Annotated in this window: 22 protein-coding genes; 15 read left to right on the forward strand and 7 right to left on the reverse strand. The window is 52.1% G+C overall.

The genetic code is table 11. The annotated features are described in order from the left end of the window. The first annotated feature begins 8 nt into the window (after window positions 1–8). The 9 genes from rpsI (at window position 9) to ACO0K9_RS06735 (ending at window position 7867) form a co-directional block, all read left to right on the forward strand. Window positions 9–401: a 30S ribosomal protein S9 gene (gene rpsI / locus ACO0K9_RS06695; RefSeq protein ID WP_422983071.1), complete on the forward strand. Its 393-nt coding sequence runs from the start codon at window positions 9–11 to the stop codon at window positions 399–401. A gap of 154 nt (window positions 402–555) precedes the next feature. Further along, on the forward strand, window positions 556–1593 hold the full coding sequence (argC, locus tag ACO0K9_RS06700; protein WP_422983073.1) for an N-acetyl-gamma-glutamyl-phosphate reductase: 1038 nt from the start codon (window positions 556–558) through the stop codon (window positions 1591–1593). A 20-nt stretch (window positions 1594–1613) separates the two neighbouring features. Next, entirely contained in the window at window positions 1614–2339 is a 726-nt protein-coding gene (locus ACO0K9_RS06705; protein ID WP_422983075.1) for a DUF6776 family protein, read from the forward strand. An 87-nt stretch (window positions 2340–2426) separates the two neighbouring features. Continuing rightward, entirely contained in the window at window positions 2427–2816 is a 390-nt protein-coding gene (locus tag ACO0K9_RS06710; RefSeq protein WP_422983077.1) for a bactofilin family protein, read from the forward strand. A 49-nt stretch (window positions 2817–2865) separates the two neighbouring features. Next, on the forward strand, window positions 2866–3216 hold the full coding sequence (gene erpA / locus ACO0K9_RS06715; protein ID WP_110255173.1) for an iron-sulfur cluster insertion protein ErpA: 351 nt from the start codon (window positions 2866–2868) through the stop codon (window positions 3214–3216). 229 nt (window positions 3217–3445) lie between these two features. Then, complete coding sequence (locus ACO0K9_RS06720) at window positions 3446–4927, forward strand: FAD-linked oxidase C-terminal domain-containing protein (RefSeq protein ID WP_422983079.1); 1482 nt, start codon at window positions 3446–3448, stop codon at window positions 4925–4927. A gap of 39 nt (window positions 4928–4966) precedes the next feature. Beyond that, on the forward strand, window positions 4967–6031 hold the full coding sequence (gene glcE / locus ACO0K9_RS06725) for a glycolate oxidase subunit GlcE (RefSeq protein WP_422983081.1): 1065 nt from the start codon (window positions 4967–4969) through the stop codon (window positions 6029–6031). A 6-nt stretch (window positions 6032–6037) separates the two neighbouring features. Beyond that, window positions 6038–7327, forward strand: a complete 1290-nt coding sequence (gene glcF, locus ACO0K9_RS06730; protein WP_422983083.1) for a glycolate oxidase subunit GlcF — start codon at window positions 6038–6040, stop codon at window positions 7325–7327. Between the two features lie 3 nt (window positions 7328–7330). Continuing rightward, the gene (locus ACO0K9_RS06735; protein ID WP_422983085.1) at window positions 7331–7867 is read left to right on the forward strand and encodes a DUF2867 domain-containing protein; all 537 of its coding nucleotides are present in this window, start codon (window positions 7331–7333) and stop codon (window positions 7865–7867) included. Window positions 7868–7896: 29 nt separating this feature from the next. Here ACO0K9_RS06735 and ACO0K9_RS06740 read toward each other — a convergent pair whose 3' ends face one another. The 3 genes from ACO0K9_RS06740 to ACO0K9_RS06750 are packed head-to-tail and all read right to left on the reverse strand — an operon-like array spanning window position 7897 to window position 10578. Then, window positions 7897–8379 (reverse strand): glutathione peroxidase, encoded by a 483-nt coding sequence (locus ACO0K9_RS06740; protein WP_422983087.1) that lies wholly within the window; start codon window positions 8377–8379, stop codon window positions 7897–7899. Beyond that, on the reverse strand, window positions 8376–9512 hold the full coding sequence (locus ACO0K9_RS06745) for a PilT/PilU family type 4a pilus ATPase (protein ID WP_422983089.1): 1137 nt from the start codon (window positions 9510–9512) through the stop codon (window positions 8376–8378). Before ACO0K9_RS06745 ends, ACO0K9_RS06740 begins: the two co-directional genes overlap by 4 nt. A gap of 22 nt (window positions 9513–9534) precedes the next feature. Continuing rightward, a complete protein-coding gene (locus ACO0K9_RS06750) occupies window positions 9535–10578 on the reverse strand; it encodes a type IV pilus twitching motility protein PilT (protein WP_422983091.1) in 1044 nt (347 codons plus the stop codon). Window positions 10579–10737: 159 nt separating this feature from the next. Between ACO0K9_RS06750 and ACO0K9_RS06755 the strand changes: the two genes are divergently transcribed. From ACO0K9_RS06755 to ACO0K9_RS06765, 3 genes are all read left to right on the forward strand, one after another. Beyond that, complete coding sequence (locus ACO0K9_RS06755) at window positions 10738–11442, forward strand: YggS family pyridoxal phosphate-dependent enzyme (protein ID WP_422983093.1); 705 nt, start codon at window positions 10738–10740, stop codon at window positions 11440–11442. Then, window positions 11432–12259 carry a pyrroline-5-carboxylate reductase gene (gene proC / locus ACO0K9_RS06760; RefSeq protein ID WP_422983095.1) on the forward strand — a complete coding sequence of 276 codons (828 nt, stop codon included), beginning with the start codon at window positions 11432–11434 and terminating at the stop codon, window positions 12257–12259. The genes ACO0K9_RS06755 and proC overlap by 11 nt, the downstream gene beginning before the upstream one ends. A 101-nt stretch (window positions 12260–12360) precedes the next feature. Next, window positions 12361–13581 (forward strand): DUF3592 domain-containing protein, encoded by a 1221-nt coding sequence (locus ACO0K9_RS06765; protein WP_422983097.1) that lies wholly within the window; start codon window positions 12361–12363, stop codon window positions 13579–13581. Between the two features lie 41 nt (window positions 13582–13622). On the opposite strand, the gene ACO0K9_RS06770 is transcribed toward ACO0K9_RS06765, so the two are convergent. From ACO0K9_RS06770 to ACO0K9_RS06780, 3 genes are all read right to left on the reverse strand, one after another. After that, window positions 13623–13916: a cyclic-phosphate processing receiver domain-containing protein gene (locus tag ACO0K9_RS06770; protein WP_422983099.1), complete on the reverse strand. Its 294-nt coding sequence runs from the start codon at window positions 13914–13916 to the stop codon at window positions 13623–13625. A gap of 129 nt (window positions 13917–14045) precedes the next feature. Continuing rightward, on the reverse strand, window positions 14046–14627 hold the full coding sequence (locus ACO0K9_RS06775; protein ID WP_422983181.1) for an exonuclease: 582 nt from the start codon (window positions 14625–14627) through the stop codon (window positions 14046–14048). A gap of 113 nt (window positions 14628–14740) precedes the next feature. Beyond that, complete coding sequence (locus tag ACO0K9_RS06780; protein WP_422983101.1) at window positions 14741–15061, reverse strand: hypothetical protein; 321 nt, start codon at window positions 15059–15061, stop codon at window positions 14741–14743. Between the two features lie 515 nt (window positions 15062–15576). Here ACO0K9_RS06780 and ACO0K9_RS06785 point away from each other — a divergent pair. The 3 genes from ACO0K9_RS06785 (at window position 15577) to ACO0K9_RS06795 (ending at window position 20661) form a co-directional block, all read left to right on the forward strand. Continuing rightward, entirely contained in the window at window positions 15577–16554 is a 978-nt protein-coding gene (locus ACO0K9_RS06785; protein ID WP_422983103.1) for a hypothetical protein, read from the forward strand. Beyond that, window positions 16535–17578: a hypothetical protein gene (locus ACO0K9_RS06790; protein WP_422983105.1), complete on the forward strand. Its 1044-nt coding sequence runs from the start codon at window positions 16535–16537 to the stop codon at window positions 17576–17578. Before ACO0K9_RS06785 ends, ACO0K9_RS06790 begins: the two co-directional genes overlap by 20 nt. Before the next feature lie 350 nt (window positions 17579–17928). Then, window positions 17929–20661 carry a diguanylate cyclase domain-containing protein gene (locus tag ACO0K9_RS06795; RefSeq protein ID WP_422983107.1) on the forward strand — a complete coding sequence of 911 codons (2733 nt, stop codon included), beginning with the start codon at window positions 17929–17931 and terminating at the stop codon, window positions 20659–20661. Between the two features lie 156 nt (window positions 20662–20817). Here ACO0K9_RS06795 and mmsB read toward each other — a convergent pair whose 3' ends face one another. Further along, complete coding sequence (gene mmsB, locus ACO0K9_RS06800; protein WP_422983109.1) at window positions 20818–21717, reverse strand: 3-hydroxyisobutyrate dehydrogenase; 900 nt, start codon at window positions 21715–21717, stop codon at window positions 20818–20820. Between the last annotated feature and the right edge of the window lie 107 nt (window positions 21718–21824).

Below are 21824 nucleotides of genomic sequence, written 5' to 3' on the forward strand. Positions count from 1 at the left end.
GATTAGCCATGATCGGTAATTACAACTACGGAACTGGCCGTCGCAAGAGCGCAGTTGCTCGCGTATTCCTGAAATCCGGCAGCGGCAAAATCGTTGTCAACGGCAAACCAGCTAATGAGTATTTCTCTCGTGAAACTGGCCTGATGGTCATTCGTCAACCTCTGGAACTGACTAATAATCTCGAAACATTCGACATTATGGTTAACGTTCACGGCGGCGGCGAGTCCGGCCAATCCGGTGCTGTTCGTCACGGTATCACTCGTGCCCTGATCGACTACGATGCAACTTTGAAACCTGAATTGTCCAAAGCTGGCTTCGTTACTCGTGATGCTCGCGAAGTTGAACGTAAAAAAGTTGGTCTGCGCAAAGCACGTCGCGCAAAGCAATTCTCCAAGCGTTAATTTTTTCCCGCTGGAACGAAAAAGCCGCCTGGATGGGCGGCTTTTTTGCTTTGGGCATGGCTTATGTCAGACATGTAACGAGTTTTATACTGAATATCAGGTTCAAGTCTTCTGCTGTTAGAATAGCGTCAAAATTGCTTGCAAGGAAAAGATCATGATCAAAATAGGCATTGTTGGAGGTACAGGTTATACCGGTGTGGAGTTGCTGCGGATACTCGCATCGCATCCGCAGGCACAGATTACTGCCATTACCTCGCGTAAGGAAGATGGCTTGCTGGTGTCCGAGATGTACCCATCCTTGCGTGGCCGCGTGGACATCGCTTTTACTTCACCGGACAAAGCTAACCTGAAACAATGCGATGTCGTGTTTTTTGCGACCCCGCATGGCGTCGCCATGGCACAGGCACCAGAATTACTGGCGGCAGGCGTAAAGGTGATTGACCTGGCGGCAGACTTCCGTATGAAGAATGTGGCAGAATTTGAAAAATGGTATGGCATCCCGCATACCTGCACCAATGTGCTGGAAGAAGCGGTGTATGGTTTGCCGGAATTGAATCGCGCAGCCATCAAGTCGGCGCGAGTGATAGGCAACCCTGGTTGCTACCCGACCACCATGCAACTGGGCTTTTATCCGCTGCTGAAGGCGGGCATTATTGATGCAGGCAATCTGATTGCTGATTGTAAATCTGGCGTGTCGGGTGCCGGCAGAAAAGCTGAGCTGGGCCTGCTGTTTTCTGAAACCAGCGATAGCTTTAAAGCCTATGGCGTATCTGGCCATCGCCATACACCAGAGACCGTGGAACAATTGCAAGCCATGAGCAAAGACGCGATTGGCCTGCTGTTCACACCGCATCTGGTGCCGATGATACGTGGCATGCATTCAACCCTGTATGCGCGCTTGAATAGCGAAACCAGCAACGAGCAATTGCAATCCCTGTTTGAAGATGCCTACAAGGATGAGCCATTTGTGGATGTGATGCCATTTGGCGCGCACCCTGAAACCCGTTCCACCCGCGCATCGAATATGCTGCGCTTAGCACTGCACAGGCCAAACAATGGCAATACCGTGATTGTGCTGGTGGTGCAGGATAATCTGGTGAAGGGCGCCTCAGGCCAGGCGGTCCAGTGTATGAACCTGATGTTTGGGCTGGAAGAAACTACCGGGCTGATGCATGTGCCCGTCATGCCTTAATCCCTGACCATCCCAGGACCATGACTAAATCACGTTACGCTCAGCGGCGCTATCTGGCACCGAAAATGACCATTACCAATGAAAAACCCTGGACCACCAAGTTGGCCATGGCCGGGGTGGTGATAGGCGTTGCTGCCGTAGTGGCATGGTGGACGTATGACCTGGGTAAAAACTTTGCTTTCGGTAGCAAGATCAGCGCAGGGCAAGTCGAACAGTTGAATAAGAAGGTAGAGGAATTGACTGCCGAGCGCGACAAGCTGTCGCTGTCAGCCAATACCATAGACAGCAAGGTCAACATCGACAAGTCCACGCAAAAGGAATTGACCGACCAGGTCAAGGCCCTGACTGCAGAAAATCTGAAACTCAAGGATGACCTGGCTTTTTTTGAAAGCCTGACTCCGTCTGCAGTCAGTGCAGAAGGTATTTCCCTGCAAAATTTCAAAGTTGAAATACTAAGCCCCGGACAGCTGCGCTATCGCGCCCTGGTCATGCAAGGGGGTAAAACCGGGCGGGATTTCGCCGGGGAAATGCAATTCAGCCTGAACTTGGTACAAGCTGGTAAACCTGCTACGATGCTGTTTCCCGATCCTAAGTCGGGTGACGCTGGGAAGTTAAAATTATCATTCCGGCATTATCAGCGACTGGAGGGAACAATTTCCCTGCCAGAGGGAGCATCGGTCAAAGGTGTGCAGGCCAGGGTATTGGCAAATGGGCAGATCCGGGCTCAGCAAACGGTCAATTTATAAACCACGCAAAGAAACTGCTGCAATTGCTAAAAATAGCACTTCTCATACGCCGCGGGTTCTGGCTTAATTCCTCAAGAGGAAGCAAGAATGTTTAATCGAAAAAGCAAAAGCACCATAGACAGCCTGATTGGCGCCACTACCGTCATTGAGGGGGACCTGATGTTCAAAGGCGGCCTGCGTATAGACGGACATATACGTGGCAATGTTTCTTCTGACCTGGAATCGTCCAGCATGCTGGTTATTTCTGAACAGGCAACGATAGACGGTGAAGTCCGTGCTGCACATATTGTTGTCAATGGTGTCATCAATGGACCGGTTTTCTCGTCAGAATTGCTGGAATTGCAACCAAAAGCGCAAATTTCTGGTGATGTTCACTATAAAACCCTGGAAATGCTGAGCGGTGCCGTGGTTTCCGGCAAACTGTCGCATGACCTGGCGCAAGAACCCGTCCTGAAACTTGCAGCGAGCAATGCATAGTTTTGCTTGCGGGTCTATAATGACGGTAACTAGTTTGAAGGAGTAATGTATGAACGCTGTTGCCGAAATGCCCGCACCCATTGTTTTTACTGAAAGCGCCGCTGCCAAGGTAGCCCAACTGATTGAAGAAGAGGGTAACCCTGACCTGAAACTGCGCGTGTTTGTGCAAGGCGGTGGTTGCTCAGGTTTTCAGTATGGTTTCACTTTTGATGAAATCACCAATGAAGATGATACGACCATGACCAAGAACGGAGTCCATCTGTTGATCGATTCCATGAGTTATCAATACCTGGTCGGTGCAGAAATCGATTACAAAGACGACCTCGAAGGCGCGCAATTTGTGATCAAGAACCCGAATGCAACCACCACTTGTGGCTGCGGTTCTTCGTTCTCTGCCTGATGTTGTTTGATATGGCCTGAACTTTGGCAAGTATGAAAAAGGACGCTGCGGCGTCCTTTTTTGTTTTTGCAATCACATCCTCTTTTCACTGTATCTGCAAAGCACAATGAAAAGTATTTGCGGGAATTTCACTGAACAATTCATCACAAGACCAGCAAAGCTGATTACACTCATCTGTAGCTCACAGCATTCCTATTGATGCAGTGAGTCTTCACAAACAGGAGTCAGTATGGAGGCAGACACACTTGCCATATCTTCACGCCAGCATACGCTGGTGCAGGCTTTGCGCCGGCAACTGCCCGCGCATTGTATTTTGCATGATGAAGAAGATACCCGGCCCTATGAATGTGATGGCCTGGCCGCCTATCGTCAGTTGCCCATGGTGGTGACCCTGCCAGAGAATGAAAGCCAGGTCATCAGCATCATCAACATCTGCCGGGAAATGCAGATCGCCATCGTGCCGCGTGGCGCAGGCACGGGTCTGTCTGGCGGTGCCATGCCGATTGCCGATGGCCTGGTATTGTCCACGGCCAGGCTGAACCGCATTCTCAAGGTGGATGCCTATGCACGGACTGCCGTAGTACAACCGGGCGTGCGTAACCTGGCCATTTCCGAAGCGGTTACCAAGCATGGTTTGTATTATGCGCCCGACCCTTCGTCACAGATCGCCTGCACCATAGGCGGCAACGTGGCAGAAAATTCGGGTGGTGTGCATTGCCTGAAATACGGCCTGACGGTACACAATGTGATGGCCGTGCGTGCCGTGACCATGGAAGGGGACATCATTGAACTCGGCGGTGGCGCGCTGGATGCGCCGGGGCTGGATTTGCTGGCGGTATTCATCGGTTCGGAAGGCATGCTGGGCATCGTCACCGAAGTGACGGTCAGGCTGATACCCAAGCCGCAGACGGCGCGCGTCATCATGGCTTCGTTTGATGATGTCGTCAAAGGCGGCAATGCGGTTGCCAGCGTGATCGCTGCCGGCATTATTCCCGCCGGACTGGAGATGATGGACAAGACCTCATCACGCATGGTCGAGCCCTTTGTGAATGCTGGTTACGACACCGAGGCCGAAGCTATCCTGCTATGTGAATCGGACGGCACCACAGAAGAAGTGGAAGAAGAAATCGGACGTATGAGCGCCGTGCTGGAACAGGCCGGTGCCACCGCACTGGCGGTGTCCACCAGCGAAGCCGAGCGCCTGCGTTTCTGGTCTGGTCGCAAGAATGCCTTCCCCGCAGCGGGCCGGATATCGCCTGACTATTACTGCATGGACGGTACGATTCCGCGCAAGCATCTGGCGCGGGTATTGATTGGTATCGGCGAGATGGAAAAAAAATATGGCTTGCGCTGCGCGAATGTGTTTCATGCCGGTGACGGCAACCTGCATCCCCTGATTTTATTTGACGCCAACAAGGAAGGTGAATTCCATCAGGCCGAATTGTTTGGTGCCGAGATACTTGAACTTTGCGTGACGGTAGGCGGTACCATCACCGGTGAACACGGGGTAGGCATAGAAAAAATCAATTCCATGTGTGTGCAGTTTTCCAGTGAAGAAATCACCGCCTTCCTGGCATTGAAGCGGGCTTTTGATCCTGCAGTTTTACTGAATCCGGATAAGGCGATTCCTACCCTGCACCGTTGTGCAGAATATGGTCGCATGCATGTAAAAAAAGGGGCAGTGAAGTTCCCGGATTTGCCACGCTTTTAGAGCTTGTTTCAAGGTCAAAAATTTATTTCGGAATATGGCATGCAAAGCATCGTAGAAAATTTTCGTGAGCGCATACTTGCTGCAAGCAATCAGCAGACGGCACTACAAATCCAGGGCAGCGGCAGCAAGCGCTGGTACGGGCAGGAGTTGCATGGCGAACTATTGGACACCACCGCCTATCAGGGCATCCTGGCCTATGATCCGACCGAACTGGTGCTGACGGCACGCAGCGGTACCCGTTTGCAAGACATTGAAGCTGCGCTGGCAGAACACAACCAAATGCTGGCATTTGAACCGCCGCATTGGGGTACTGCGGCCACCCTGGGTGGTGTGATCGCTGCAGGCTTGTCTGGCCCCAGGCGGCCTGCCGCAGGCGCTGTACGCGATTTTGTGCTGGGTGCCAGCCTGATGGATGGGAAGGGAGACGTGCTGGAGTTTGGTGGACAGGTCATGAAGAATGTCGCTGGCTATGATGTCTCGCGTTTGCTGACTGGTTCCATGGGCTGCCTGGGTTTGCTGCTGGACATATCGGTCAAGGTATTGCCGCGTCCGTTTGCTGAAACCACCCTGGTGTTTGCCTTGTCGGAAGCGGATGCGATTACGCGCCTGAATCAATGGGCGGGCCAGGCCTTGCCGATTTCCGGCAGTTGCTGGCAGGTCGGACGCCTGATGTTGCGCCTGTCCGGGGCCGAGGCTGCGGTGCGCGCTGCCAAAGCCCGGCTGGGTGGAGAAGAGATGCAGGACGCTGCCGAATTCTGGATCAGCCTGCGCGAACAGACGCATGATTTTTTCTCGCAGGATGAGGAGCAAGGCTTGTGGCGGCTATCTTTGCCATCGACCGCCACACCTGTCCGTCTGAGCGGTAAATCCATGATCGAGTGGGGTGGGGCGCAGCGCTGGCTATACAGCAATGAAAAGCCAGAGCTGATACGCCTGAATGCACTGGCTGCAGGTGGGCATGCCTGCCTGTTCCGTGGTGGTGACAAAAGCCTGGGTGTATTTACCCCTTTGTCCGCACCTCTGGAAAAAATTCATCAGCGCTTGAAGCAGGTATTTGATCCCGCCGGGATATTTAATCCTGGTCGCATGTACAAAGGATTTTGAACAATTATGCAAACCAATCTCGCTGATTTCATCAAAGATACCCGCGAAGGCAAGGAAGCCGAAGACATTTTGCGTAAATGCGTGCATTGCGGATTTTGCACAGCGACCTGTCCCACCTATCAACTGTTGGGTGACGAACTGGATGGACCGCGTGGCCGCATTTACCTGATCAAGCAGGTACTGGAAGGCAAGCCTGCTACACAAAAGACCCAGCAGCATCTGGATCGTTGCCTGACTTGCCGCAATTGTGAAACTACCTGTCCATCCGGGGTGCAGTATGGTCGCCTGGTGGATATTGGTCGTCAGGTGGTCGAACAGCAAGTCAGCCGCCCTTTGCTGCAGCGTATCAGCCGTTCTGCCTTGAAGCAGTTATTACCGCGTAAATGGTTGTTTGCACCCGCCATGAAAATGGGACAAAGCCTGCGCCCCATGTTGCCACGCGTCTTGCAAAACAAGATACCAGCAGTGCAAGAAGCCGGGGTATGGCCGCAGGCCGAACATGCGCGCAAGATGCTGCTACTGGATGGTTGCGTGCAGCCATCCATGTCGCCCAACATCAATGCTGCCACAGCCCGTGTACTGGATGCGCTGGGGGTGCAACTGCAGGTAGCGCCCAAGGCTGGCTGTTGTGGTGCCATACGTTATCACCTGAATGCGCAGGAAGATGGGCTGGATGACATGCGCCGCAATATCGATGCCTGGTGGCCGTATGTAGAAGCGGGTGCCGAAGCCATCGTCATGACCGCATCCGGCTGTGGCGTGACTGTCAAGGAATACGGTCATTTGCTGGCGCACGATGCGGCATATGCCGACAAGGCGAAGAAAGTCTCTGCACTGACACTGGATTTGAGCGAGATATTACCCGCATTCCAGGATGAGCTGGTGCGTCGTCTGCAAGGCAAAATCAGCAAGCGCATTGCCTGGCATCCACCCTGTACCCTGCAACACGGGCAGCAGATACGTGGCAAGGTAGAAGGCTTGCTGACGGCGCTGGGTATTGATGTCCAGCTTTGTGCTGACAGCCATTTATGCTGTGGTTCTGCCGGTACTTATTCTGTCTTGCAACCCAAGCTTTCCTATCAATTGCGGGATAACAAATTACGCAGTCTGGAAGCAACGGATGCAGAGATGATTTTGTCGGCGAATATAGGTTGCCTGACACATTTGCAATCGGGGACAGACACGCCTGTCAGGCATTGGGTGGAGCTGATTGATCTGGCATTGCACGCCGCCGAGATAAGTAAGGGTTTGCCTGAAGCGGGCAGTGTGGCAAATGCTGTCAATAAAGCTGAGTGACATATGTCCAGCCAGCGTGAACTCCTTAGCGAATGCGGACATCCACGGCAAAGTGTGTTGATGCCTGATGTAGTTCATGGTGCCTATTATCGCGACTCCTATAGAACTGAGCTTTGTCGTTGCGAGTTGTCTGTCATCGATGCATTTCACGGGATCTTCATGCACAGGCCAACATGGATGAAGTTAGTCATCCTGAGCCGTAATTACCTGGCATCCATGTTTGGAGTCGCCGTGGCAGACAGGGCAGAAATTATGCACCCGAGTAGGAGATCAGATTACAAAGTGGGCGAAAAAATAGGCGCTTGGCCTATTTTTTTTCTGAGTTCAGATGAATTGGTTGCAGGCCGGGACAACAGCCATCTGGATTTCCGGCTTTCCATAGTGCGTGTAGAAGAGGAGCAGACCGTCGCTATCGTAGTGTCCACGGTCTGCCTGACTCACAATTGGTTTGGGCGAGTCTATATACAACTGATACGCCCCTTTCATCGCTGGGGGCTAAAGTACCTGATAAGGCAAGCAATACTGACGGGGCGCTTGTGATTTGAGACGTTATCCAGAGACTTTTCTCATCACTCCACTAGCAACTTTTCTATGTCGTCCAGCAAGTCCTTTGGCGCAGTTTGTGGTGCATAGCGTTTGAACACGCTACCATCTTTTTTAACCAGGAACTTGGTGAAGTTCCATTTGATGGATTGGCTGCCCAGCAGACCGGGTGCCTGGGATTTCAAATGTTTGAACAGTGGGTGTGCCTTTTCACCATTCACATCAATCTTGTCAAACAGGGGAAACGTGACGCCGTAATTCTTTTCACAGAATGCCCCGATCTCGCCAGCAGAACCCGGCTCCTGATGACCAAACTGGTTGCAGGGAAAGCCCAGCACTTCCACACCCTTGTCCCTGAATTGCTGGTAGATGGCTTCCAGCCCCTTGTATTGCGGAGTAAAACCGCAATTGCTGGCTGTATTGACGATCAGTACGACCTTGCCTGCATACTGTTTCAGGTCAACCGGCTGACCTTGCAGGTTATTGGCATTGAATTCCAGCGCGCTCATACTATCCCCAGATGTTTGGTGCCTGCAGTCAGGTCACGGTCTTTGGCATCCTTGCCTTGTAACATGATGGCCAGGCGCAGTTCATTGACAGAGTCAGCATTGCGCAAGGCATCTTCATACGTGATCTGGTCAGCTTCATGCAAGTCAAACAGCGACTGATCGAAGGTCTGCATACCCAGCTCACGGGATTTTTTCATGATTTCCTTGAGTTCATGCACCTGGCCTTTAAAGATCAGGTCAGACACCAGCGGTGTATTGAGCATGATTTCAACCGCCGCAGCACGACCCTTGCGCCCCTTCAGGGGAATCAGGCGCTGGGAAATGACTGCCTTCAGATTTAGCGACAAATCCATCAGCAACTGGGCGCGACGTTCTTCCGGGAAGAAGTTGATGATACGGTCCAGCGCCTGGTTGGAACTGTTGGCATGCAGGGTAGCCAGGCAAAGATGGCCGGTTTCTGCAAAGGCAACGGCAAAATCCATGGTTTCGCGGTCACGTATCTCACCGATCTGTATCACATCCGGGGCCTGGCGCAGGGAGTTCTTCAATGCAGCACCCCAGTCCTGGGTATCAATCCCGACTTCACGCTGGGTGATGATGCAGTTCATATGTGGATGCACATATTCTATCGGGTCTTCGATAGTGATGATGTGGCCATAGCTATTCGCATTCCGGTATCCCAGCATGGCGGCCAGCGAAGTTGATTTACCGGAACCGGTCGCACCTACCATGATCACCAGACCGCGTTTGGTCATGGCGATTTCTTTGAGATTGCCTGGCAAACCCAGGTCTTCCAGCTTGGGAATGGCGGTCGTAATCGTCCGCAATACCAGGCCAACACGACCCTGTTGCATGAAGGCCGAGACGCGGAAACGCCCCATGCCCGCCGGGCTGATCGCGAAATTACATTCCTTGCTCGCCTCAAACTCTGCGGACTGTTTGTCGTTCATGATGGCGCGTGCCAGATCGACCGTATGTGCTGGTGACAAAGGCTGGTTGGACACCGGGGTGACACGGCCATCTATCTTGAAAGCCGGAGGGAAGTCTGCAGTAATAAACAAGTCAGAGCCGTTTTTGCTCAGCATCAGCCTGAGCAAATCGTGCATGAATTTGGTAGCCTGGTCGCGTTCCATGTGAATGCCGTCCTGTAATCAGTTAACCGGGGAAATTTTCCGGGAGTTTAGCTGCAAAGCGTGCAGCACCGATAGAGATCACATTTCTGCGTACCAGATCTATCAGGTTTTGGTCTAGCGTCTGCATGCCGACATTGCTACCGGTCTGGATGGCCGAATACATCTGCGCCACTTTGGCTTCACGTATCAGGTTACGGATCGCCGGTGTACCTATCATGATTTCATGCGCCGCCACACGACCGGAGCCATCCTTGGTTTTCAGCAGGGTTTGTGAAATGACGGCCTGCAGGGATTCAGACAACATCGAACGCACCATTTCTTTTTCTTCACCCGGGAAAACGTCGACAATACGATCAATGGTTTTTGCAGCGGAAGAGGTATGCAGTGTACCGAACACCAAGTGACCGGTTTCGGCGGCAGTCAATGCCAGGCGTATGGTTTCCAGATCACGCAACTCACCCACCAGAATGGCGTCAGGATCTTCACGCAATGCCGAACGCAGCGCATTGTTGAAAGACATGGTGTGCGGACCGACTTCACGCTGGTTGATCAGGCATTTCTTGGATTCATGCACGAATTCGATCGGGTCTTCGACCGTCAGGATATGGCCATACTCATTTTCATTGAGATGGTTGACCATGCCCGCCAGTGTTGTTGATTTACCAGAACCGGTTGGCCCTGTCACCAGCACCAGTCCGCGCGGTTTTAACGCCAGCTCAGCAAAAATGCGGGGGGCATTCAATTGTTCCAGTGACAGAATCTTGGATGGAATGGTACGCATCACCGCTGCCGGACCACGTTCCTGGTTAAAGGCATTCACACGGAAGCGTGCCAGACCCGGAATAGAGAAGGAAAAATCGCACTCCAGCGTTTCTTCATAGGCTTTGCGCTGCGAGTCGTTCATGATGTCATAAATCAATTCATGGACATCTTTATGTTCCAGTGGCGGCAGATTGATGCGCCTGACGTCGCCATGTACCCGTATCATGGGCGGCAAACCGGAAGATAAGTGTAAATCGGAGGCATTGTTCTTGACGGAGAACGCCAGCAGTTCTGAAATGTCCATTTATAATTCCGCTAGTGGTTATCGTTGTTGATTGCGTTGTTGTCTGATTTTAAAGCTTTAAAAACTGTTTTAAGGGCGATAGTAATAAGCTTATCGCCATAGTAAGCTGTTTATGGCAGCAATCCGCAACGAATTTGATTGATTATTGCTTCCCTGATTATGTCCTCAATTTCTGACAACTTGCAAGCCGTACTTGCGCATATCCATGCTTATGCACTGGAGAGTGGGCGTGAACCCAGCCAGGTAGAATTACTGGCAGTTTCCAAAACTTTCGGTGCCGAAGCCGTGCTGCAGGCCGCAGCAGCAGGGCAACGTCGCTTTGGCGAGAATTATCTGCAGGAAGCCCTGGACAAGATACAGGCAGTGCAGGCCATGGCACCGCAATGGCCGCTGGAATGGCATTTTATCGGCCCTATACAAAGCAACAAGACCCGGCCCATTGCCGAACACTTTGCCTGGGTGCATTCGGTCGACAGGGAAAAAATCGCCCGACGCCTTTCCGAACAAAGGCCAGATCATTTGCCAGCCTTGAATATTTGTCTGCAAGTCAATATTAGTGGCGAAGAAAGCAAGAGCGGCGTGTTACCGGCGGAAGCGCTGGACCTTGCGCAACAGATTGCCGGCTTGCCACGCCTGAGCTTGCGCGGTTTGATGGCCGTGCCTGAAGCCAGTGACGATCAGCAACAGCAACGACTGGCATTTCGTCAGTTGAAAGAATTAAGCCAGTCCATACAGGCCGCCGGGATAGCACTCGACACCCTGTCCATGGGCATGAGCAGCGATCTGCACGCGGCAATTGCAGAGGGCAGTACCATGGTGCGGGTAGGCACGGCAATCTTTGGAAGCAGGAATTATGCAAAATAAACTCAAAATCGCCTTTATTGGCGGCGGCAATATGGCCAACGCACTGATCGGTGGCCTGATCAGCGAATTAACCAGCGCTGAACATATCCATGTGGTGGATGTAAACCAACAGTCCCTGACCCGCATGGAGACTGAATTTGGCGTCAGCACGGCGATGGCGATCGATGACAGGTTGCAGGGTGTCGACGCGATTATTCTGGCGGTCAAACCGCAAAATCTGCGTGATGTCGTGGCAGAACTGACACCTTACCTGAAAAATCAATTGCTGATTTCTATTGCGGCAGGCATCCGTGCGGCTGACATGTCGCGCTGGCTGAATGGTTATGCCAAGATCGTACGCACCATGCCAAATACCCCGGCCCTGATCAGTAAAGGTATCACCGGCTTGTATGCCTTGCCAGACGTAAGCGCAGCCGAAAAACTGACAGCCGAACAGATCATGCAAGCCGTGGGCCTGACCACCTGGCTGGATGATGAAAGCCTGCTGGATGCCGTCACTGCCGTGTCTGGCAGTGGCCCTGCCTACGTGTTCTATTTTATTGAAGCCATGCAGCAGGCAGCCCAGGAACTGGGCCTGAGCCCCGAGCAGGGCGTGCAACTGGCGATTGCCACATTTAATGGCGCATCCCAACTGGCATTGCATTCCAGCGAGCCGGTTGCCGTATTACGTGACAGGGTGACATCAAAAGGCGGTACCACCTATGCCGCCCTGACCAGTATGGAAGCGGCTGGCGTCAAACCTGCCATTGTGGCTGCCATCAAGGCAGCTGCCGCACGTGGCAAGGAATTGGGGGACGAATTCGGGCAACAGGCTTAGATCAGCGTAACAAAACAGCGTTTTTCCATGGTGTTGCGTACCAACATCATGGAAAGTCAGTAATGTTGCACCGCACAATGTGTTTTGCTACATTGCGTAGCATGACAAAAATAAAAACAATAAGTTCTAAATTGGGATTAAGTGCCTTCGCCCTGGTTTTTGTTTTGGGGTTTGGTTTTGGTGGTGCTGAAGTCGGTGTCTTGCCGATGGCAAAAATGCTGATGGGCTGGTGGCGAGCATCATCTCTGGTCGCCGTGCCCGCCAGGATAGAAAAGCTGGCATTAAAGCGACACGATGGTGAAAGCACGACCTGGCAAGTGTTGGGCGAATTTGTCTACCAGTATCAGGGCAAGGAATTTCGCAGTCACCGTATCAATATCGGTGGCGACAGCAGCGACAATATCGGCTCTTATCAGCAAGACCGTTATGCAGAATTGCAACGTGCACAGGCCACTAACCAGGACATCGATGTTTGGGTGGACCCGCAACAACCAGAATTTGCCGTGGTGGATCGCCAGATTCGCCTGAAACGTTTACTGTTCCTGATTCCCTTTGCTTTCCTCTTCCCAGCCGTTGCTCTGGGGGCCTGCTGGTTTTTGTGGGCGATCTGGCACTCGCCTGCCATGGAAGAAAACCCCGCTGATGACCAGGTATGGACGCAGGTGTTGAATCCCTCGCCACAGCGGGGACTGATCAAACCCGAGCCCAGCGGTGCCCTGGCCGCGGGACTGTTTGCCGTGGTATGGAATATGGTGAGCTTACCTTTGGTATTGCTGGCGCTATCTGGTGGTGGCTGTGCTATGCGTTGGCTATTGCTGGTGTTTCCTCTTGCCGGTGTGTTGATCGCCTATTATGCGGTGCATCAGGCTTACCTGCGTTGGCGTGTAGGCAAGACAGCACTGAGCATGTCGCAGTTGCCTGCCATCGGGGTCACTGACTGCAGAATACGTGTGCATTTTTTCACCCCGCTGGGGCAGCGCATGCACACCCCATCCATGTCATACGATGCGCATACCAGTATTGAATGCCTGTACGAAGACAGCAGGGGAGAAGATACCGATACCAAAATATTGTGGTCAGAAACCTTGCCCATACTTTCGTTCGCACATACTGCTTCTTACCTGGATATCAGTCTGAACTTGCCTGATCGCCTGCCAGCAAGCGTTACCTGGGACAAGGACAGACAGAAGGTCATCTGGAAACTGCGGATAAAAATATTGAACCACACACTGGAATTCAATCTGCCTGTTTTGCATGGTCTGGGTGAGGTACCAAGTGCTTTGATGTTGGCAGAAATGGTGGGCACACCGCAACGCCCTTGATGGATGTCGCTTTATATTGTCATTGTGCGATCATGATGCAGTCAGGCAGAGGCATGGCGCATGATAGTTTGTACACCCATTTCCATTTTCTGCCCTGCTGATGAATTGGCTGAATGTACGCGTATCTCTGGCGGAATAAAACCGCGTGTTATGACGGCTTCTTCCAGCCAGGTAATGACATCATAGCCGGTGCCACGTTCATCATCGCCCAGGTCGTGGTCAAGACTGATGATCTGAACCTTGCCGCTTTCCAGAAGACTGATAGCTTCGTCTGGCCAATAGACCCTCACCCAGCCTTCCGGGGTCTGGCGTTCATCATCAAGAAAGACTTTCATCGGAATTTATTCCTATTCTTCGTTCCGGCTGATGACACAAATTGTGCTTATTGTTCTGCCGTATTGTTCAGTTTTTCAACATCCTTGCTGCTTTCTTTCCTGCCGCGCTCATTCAGCTTACCTCACAAGTCAGGGGTTGTAGCGATTCTGTTTCAGCATATTGCAGAATAAGGCACCTTGTTCAATTGCATCATCCAGTGCGACATGGGTATGTGGCATGGGATCAAACCAGTGCCTGGGCATATTGCGTTTGGTGCTGTCGCGATAATCGGTTTTCATCACCGCCATGGCAAAGCTTTTCATGTCCAGCGCCGAGTGACTGAATGGGCTTTCGCCGGCAAAGCGTATCAAATACCAGTACACAAACAGAAAATCGAAACCGGCTGGATAAGCGACGAACACTGGTTTTCCCGGCAAGGATTTAATCCAGCTGACATAACGCGGCATGGCCGTGGCCGGGTCTTCGATATCCTGGCGGCAGGCTGTCCATGCTTCCGGTTGGGTTTTCCACCAGGCGGCTGTTTTGGGATCGGCAGTGGCACCCGGCAGACAGGCGAGGTTGACGCTGAAGGTGGAAATCATCTGCTTGTCTGCGGTGTAGGCAGCCGATCCCAGGCTGAGCATGGAATGTGGTCCTGGAATGGGGCCGTCGGTTTCCACATCGGTGCTGATGTAAATTTCTGTCATGGTCAGTCGTGTCGTAAGGGCGATAGCAGGCTTCTGGTCAATCGGCTTGCGGTGTCAATTTTTTCATATTATTCCAGATATTGATAGAACCGCGTGATGTTTGGTGTGACCTGATATCTGCTTCGGGCTGTACACAGTCAGCGATTTACCTGCGTTCCCAATTGACTTTTTTCAAAGCGGGCATTTCCCAGATACTTGAGATAACGTGCGTTACCGCTGACGTCGCTCATCTGATAATACGCGCCTACGTGCAAGGTAGGTAATTCGTCGTTCAGCGCCAGCATTTTTTCGGGTGTGACGTAGTGGACCGTGCCACTTTGCGCATCCAGGCGAAACACCTTGCCATCGGTCGCCGTGATCAGTTGATAGCGCGGTCTGGACCAGGCACCATCACACGCAGACAGCGTGATTATTAGTGTGATTAACAGCGAGAAGACCAACAACATACGGATATGCATCATGTGTGCTCCTGATGGAAGTCGGGCGCGGACCTGCCTGCGAATGGAAGGTGCGAATTGCCATTTTGAAAATATAAACTAATATTATTCATTTGGCAATTTATTTCGCCAATGATATCGTCTCTCTACATATTGCTGATCGCAATCAGTAAAAAAGTATCGCAGCGGCATGCAATCTGAGGTTGTACGGTGCAAATCCCTCAAGCACGACAATGTCAGGCAGATTTTGATGAATGGAATAATTGGGTCAACATGCTCTGGCCAGTTGCTGCGAAAGTACAGGAAACCAGGCACAGCTCATCGGGTTAATACAGAACGGGATTGAATTCAAGCTGTGGGGAGGCGATATCCGCAAGCTGTATTATCGGGCAGGAGCAGGCGCATTTGCATGTTCGCCAAGGACGTGAGCGTAATTATTTGAGGCACACCCTGACCACAGAAAAATACCTCATCCGCGCATCGTCTTTTGAAATTTTGTTATTATCCTGCAATGCTTATGATCAGGTTAGCGCACCATGTCTGAACTCGTCGTTCTTACCACTTACTTCAATCCTTGCCGCTATCTATCGCGCAGGCAAAACTATGATGCGTTCATGCAGGGTATGCGTGCTGCGGGCGTGACTTGTATCACGGTGGAATGCGCGTTTGGTGATGCGTCGTTTGAATTGCCGGCGGCACTGGATGTCTTGCAGGTGCGTTCTTCGACCTTGCTGTGGCAGAAAGAGCGTCTGCTGAATCTGGCTGCTTCATGGTTGCCTGCCAGTTGCCGTTATGTGGCATGGCTGGATTGCGATATTTTGTTTGACAATAAAAACTGGGCCAGGGAACTGGTCGCCGTTTTGCGACAATATCCGGTCGCGCAAGTGTGGGAAACCTGTCTGCGGCAGCCACGGGATGGTGTCGCCGATGGTGTCGCCTATCGTACCGCTGACGTGCAGCCAGACCGTGTTACCTCGTTCGCTGCCGTCATGCAGGAACAACCCGCCTCCTTGCAGGCCGGACGTTATGATAGCCACGGACATACCGGCTATGGCTGGGCCATGCGACGCAGCCTGTTTGACAGTACAGGCCTGTATGAAGCAGCGATTTCCGGCAGTGCCGATCATTTCATGGCGCATGCGATATATGGCGACTATAACTTTTGCATACAGAATGCGCTGAAGCATGATCATGCCCAGATTACGCATCTGCAAGTTTGGGGCCAGCGTTTTTATCAACAGGTGCAAGGTCAACTGGGTGTGGTAAGAGGAGAGATTCGCCACCTGTGGCATGGGGATGCCCGCCACCGTCGCTATTTTTTACGCATGCATGACATTACTGACCTGGGTTTCAATCCCTGGACTGATTTGAGCATGCGTGCCGGTCGCCCCTTGGAATGGCATGCAGAAATGCACAAGCCAGCCCTGCGCCAGTACTTCGTCAATTATTTCCAATCGCGCCGTGAAGATGGCGACAACCAAGAGAAAGCAAGTCATGCTGAAACCCAATGTTGATCCGGTCAGGGATGCTGATTTTAAAAGCTATCACCGGGACATGGCCTATATGGATGTGGTCTACATGGCGCTGGACAATGCCATGCTGGCGATGCAGCAGCAGATAGAGGATCTGTACCAAGAACATGAAAACAAGCAGGCGCAAAGGCAGCGCGTCATCAAGCGCACGGTAGAAGATTTGTTGCCGGGATTTTATGCCAGTACCCTGAGTCAATTGCAGTCAGTCTGCCCAGGCTTTGTCGATGCTGTGGTATTGATAGCATTTGAAGAATACCGGCCATGGCTGGGCATATTGCCGCGACCTGGTAGCGCCAAAGCCCTTGCCACCTTGCAAACCAGGCTGGCATTTTATTTTGATACCCGGGTTGACCTGGACAAGGTGGAAAATCTGGACCAGGACCTGGCTGCCATCAGTGAACAAATCAATGCCTTGCAAAAAAAGCGTCAGGAAACCGTAGACATCATCAGCGTCCTGAAAAAAGCGCAGACTACCAACCTCGCTTTACCAGCAGAAGTCAGCAGTTATATCGACCAGCTTTTCAAGCGCGCAGTGGCCATGCCAGGCAGTGGCAGTACCATGGCATCCGTCAAGCGCAAAGACCTTGAAACGGAATGGCGTCAGCGCAGGCAATATTATGCACATTCCACTTATCATGACAATTATGCCTGGTACAGCATGGCGCATGATTTTCCTGCCCATTCGATGATGCAAAACAATGTACAGAGCAATCTGGCCAGGCAGCGACAGGCAGATACGCTGGCTGGTGCCGTACTGGCGGATTCGTATCTGTTCAATAGCAACACCGCGGCAGCGAACCCCGTCCAGTATGAACCCGGCTCTTTTTCTGATACCCGCAATGACGCCGATATCCTGCTCAATACGAATACCGTAACTGCCTACACCGATAGCACGGACAGCACGCAAAATCCTCCTTCCGCGCAAGCCGATCTCTACGATTGCAATAGCACAGTCATGCTGAGTGATGACATAAGGACCGACGACAGCCTGGGTGCGTATTCCTGAGAACCGGTTTACGATCTTAAGCGCGAGCGCAATCGCAGTCCACGCGGGGCTCATGTGCTGCTCAAAATGCGCATGGTTTAGAGACCATTCCGTTTTTTGCGCTGCGCTTTTTGTCCTGAATGTTGTCCTGAATGTTGCCCTGACCCCGCGGATGCACGCACACTTGCTCGCTACAGATCGCAAACAGGTTCTGAACAAGGCAAATTGTGTCAAAAGCACCAAATGCAAAGCAATGAGGATGGATTTACCACGCTGTAAAGGGAGCGGCCAGCTTAAATTGAAATTTTGATTGTCATTAATATGACGGATGCTAATATTGGCATTCAGACCAATCCTCATTTCAGAATGATATGTCGTCTAACCGGTACATTCGTTTCCGCGACATCAGTTTGAAAACCCGCCTGACGGTGGCGGTGGCCCTGTTTTTTTTGCTTTCCCTGGTCTTGCTCTCGTGGCTGGCCACCTCGGTTTCCGAGCGAACACTGGAAAAACTCATCATAGCGCGCCAGACTGGCTTGATTGCTGCCATGGCGAATGAAATAGACCAGAAGGTGGAACTCAGGAAAAATGCGCTGATACTGTTGGCCACTGATCTTGGTACGGATGATGAAGATCAGGGAAAACTGCAAGACTTGCTGATACACCAGAAAAGTCTGGGTAGCCTGTTTGATAATCTTGCCGTTCTCAATTTGCAGGGTGAATTTCTGGCACTTCTGCATGGCGCTGAAGAGCGCGGTAAGCTCAACTTGTCTGGCCGGGATTATTTCCAGGAAGTGATCAGGCAAAAGAAGCTGCTGGTTTCCCTGCCCCAGAAAGGTAGCGTCACCAGCCGTCCTCTGGTGGTGATGTGCGTTCCCGTATTTGATGGCAAAGGCACTATGCGCTATGTGCTGGCGGGTATTATCGAGCTGGCACAGGAAAGCTTTCTGGCGGATCTGGCAACCACCAAGATAGGTGGCAACGGCTATTTTTATATCACGACACGGCAAGGCGTATTTGTTGCCCATCCCGACAGTAGCCGCGTGCTTGCCAACAGCCGCGAGCGGCCCGATACCCATCAATTGCCGGAGACTGCGTTTTCAATGCTGGAAGGCAGCCTGATTTCACATGAGCATAAAAATAATGAGGCAATTCTGTCTTACCGGCGCCTGAAGTCGGTAGACTGGATCATCACCTCTGTCTATCCAACCAGTGAAGCTTTCATCGTCATTACCGAAGTGCGTAAGGACATCATACTGGCCGGTACCGCCTTGCTTGTCATGTTGCTGCTGCTGGGCTGGTGGTTCATGTACTGGCAACTCAAACCCTTGCACCATTTACGCCAGAAAGTTAATCATGCTACGCCGGACTGGATAGATACACTGACACCAAAAGTGTATCCGAAAGATGAGATCGGGGATCTGGCCAAGGCATTTGACGATGCCATGTTGAACCGTCGTGCCGCTGAAGCCGCCTTGAGTGCCAGTGAAAACAAGTTGCGTCTGATTGCCGATAATATGTCGGCCTTTATTGGTTATATCGACCGTCATGAAAAGTATACTTTCGCCAATAAGCGCATTGCGCATCTGTCGCGTATGGAGCCGGCCGCTGTCATAGGAAAAACCATGCGCGAAGTGGCTACTCCTGATGTCTATGACAAGATAGTCAAGCCCCATGTGGTCCGGGTGCTCAATGGCGAATGGACACGTTATGAGCGTCGCATACAGCGTTACGGTCACTGGGAATGGGACAGGGTCACTTATGCGCCGGATTTCAGCAAGTCAGGCCAGGTCGAAGGTTTTTTTGTCCTGGTAGAAGACATCACCGAATTCAAGCGGGTACAAGATGATTTGATACGCAGTGAGCAGAGGGTGCGTACCATCACCGACAATGTACCCGCCATGATTGCGTATATTGATGCGAATGAACGCTATCAATTCTGCAATCGCAATTACAGCCAGATTCCCGGACTGGAACCTGAAAATATCCTGGGCAAATCCATCCTTGAAGTGTTTGGCGAACAATCCTATCTGGAGCGCAAGGAAAAAATACAGCAGGCATTGCATGGTGAAAAAGTGTCTTTCGAACGCTATGCCTACGAGCATGATATCAAAAGGTATTTGCAATATGAGTATGTGCCAGACATCAATACTGATGGCGTGACTACAGGCTATTATTCCCTGGTCATTGATGTGACGGCGCGCAAGCAGGCGGAATTAAAACTGGCCGCCAGTGAAGGCTTGTTGCGCACCATCGCTGACAATATTCCCGCCTTTGTCAGCCTCGTCGATGCAGAAAATCGCTATCAGTTCGTGAACCGGCCTTATGAGGCCTGGTTCCATCTGCCGTTGACGGCGATACGCTGCCAGTCTGTGCCATCGCTGCTGAGCGGCACCATGCTGCAACAACATCTGACCCATTACCAGCGGGCCATGGCCGGTGAAAAAACAGAATTTGAAACCGAGATCAGCATAGGCGGCAAGGCTGGACATTATCATGCCACCTATGTGCCCCAGTATGATGATTGCGGCCAGGTTGTCGGTGTGAATACCCTGATCAACGATGTCAGCGACGCCAAGGCAGTGGAAAGGCAATTGCTGGCACTGGCCAGATTTGACACCCTGACTGGTTTGCCCAACCGCAATCAGATCAATGAAAGAATGGAACAGGCCAGTGCCCGTTCACAGCGCAGCGGCCGTTTGATGGCAGTGATGTTTCTTGATGTTGACAAGTTCAAGAGCATCAACGATAGCCTGGGTCATCATGCGGGTGATGCAGTCTTGCAGGAATTTGCCAACCGTCTTAAGCATTGCATACGCCAGACCGACCTGGCGGGCCGCCTTGCCGGCGATGAATTTGTCATCGTGCTGGAAGGCTTGAACATGCATAGTGAAGCCGATATGGTAGCAAGTAAAATTGTGCAAGCCATGACTACGCCTTTTGATATCGAAGGAAAATCCTTGATGGTGACGACCAGCATCGGTGTGGCGATATCTTCAGCGCAGGACTTTGGCGCAGCTGAGTTGCTGAAGAAAGCGGATGAAGCTTTATATCTGGCAAAAAAGGCAGGGCGGAATAATTTTAAGGTTTTGCAGTTGGGGTGAGAGGATATTCCCAAATCGCTGAGAAAACCCACCTCCATTCCCTTGCAAGCAGTTGAGAAATTGATAGCGTAAAGCATACTTTGCGAAACCCCGTAACATCCCTTGAAGGGAAATGCCGAATAGGTATTCGGCGTATTTTCAAAATATTTGGCCTGCTTAATCCCTGTTCCTCAATAACTCAAGTATGCTGGAAAAATCCTTGCCACCAGCACCTGCCTTGCTATGGATGCCATACAGGTTGCGTACGGCTTCACCCAGCGGAATGCTGGCATTCGTGCCCAATGCGGCTTCCGTGGCCAGCCCCAGATCCTTCAGCATCAGGTCTACACCAAAGCCGCCAGTATAGCCGCGTGAAGCGGGTGCATTTTCCATCACGCCTGGATAGGGGTTGTACAATTCCAGCGCCCAGTTGCGGCCTGAGCTTTTGCTCATGATGTCGGACAGGACTTTGGGATCCAGCCCATTTGCCACACCCAGTGTCAGCGCTTCTGCCGTGCCTGCCATCAGTATACCCAGCAGCATGTTGTTGCAGATTTTTGCGGTCTGCCCGGCACCGTGTTCACCGGCGTGGAAAATATTCTTGCCCATGACATTCAGGACAGGGCGTGCGCGTTCCAGATCGCTTGTGCTGCCACCGACGATGAAGGTCAGCGTGCCTGCGGCTGCACCGGCTGTGCCACCAGAGACCGGGGCATCGATCATCGCCAGCCCGCGTGCGACTGCAGCGTGTGCGACTTTCCTGGCGGATTGCGGGGCGATGGTGCTGCAGTCTATGATGATTGCGCCATCGGCGATGTGGGCGAGTATGCCTGCATCGCCCAGGTACAGGCTTTCTATGTGGCGGCTGGCTGGCAGCATGCTGATGACAATGTCCGCGCCTTCAATAGCCTGCCTGGCATTGCTGGCAGCCAGTGCACCGGCGTCTGCCAGTGTTTTCAGGGCAGCAGGGGACAGATCGAAAACGGTCAGTGGGTAGCCTGCCTTGAGCAGGTTAAGGGCCATGGGCGCGCCCATGTTGCCGAGGCCGATGAAGGCAATTTTGGATTGGTTTGACATGGTGGTTTATCTCCTTGTTATACGTGCTCTTTGTTTGACTTGGTGGGTGGCTGTGTCGTGTAGGTTGGGCCGGGCCTCGCTAGGCTACGGTTTACCAGCCCAACACT

The organism is Undibacterium sp. Ji50W (assembly GCF_049340445.1).
Taxonomy (GTDB): Bacteria; Pseudomonadota; Gammaproteobacteria; order Burkholderiales; family Burkholderiaceae_D; genus Undibacterium.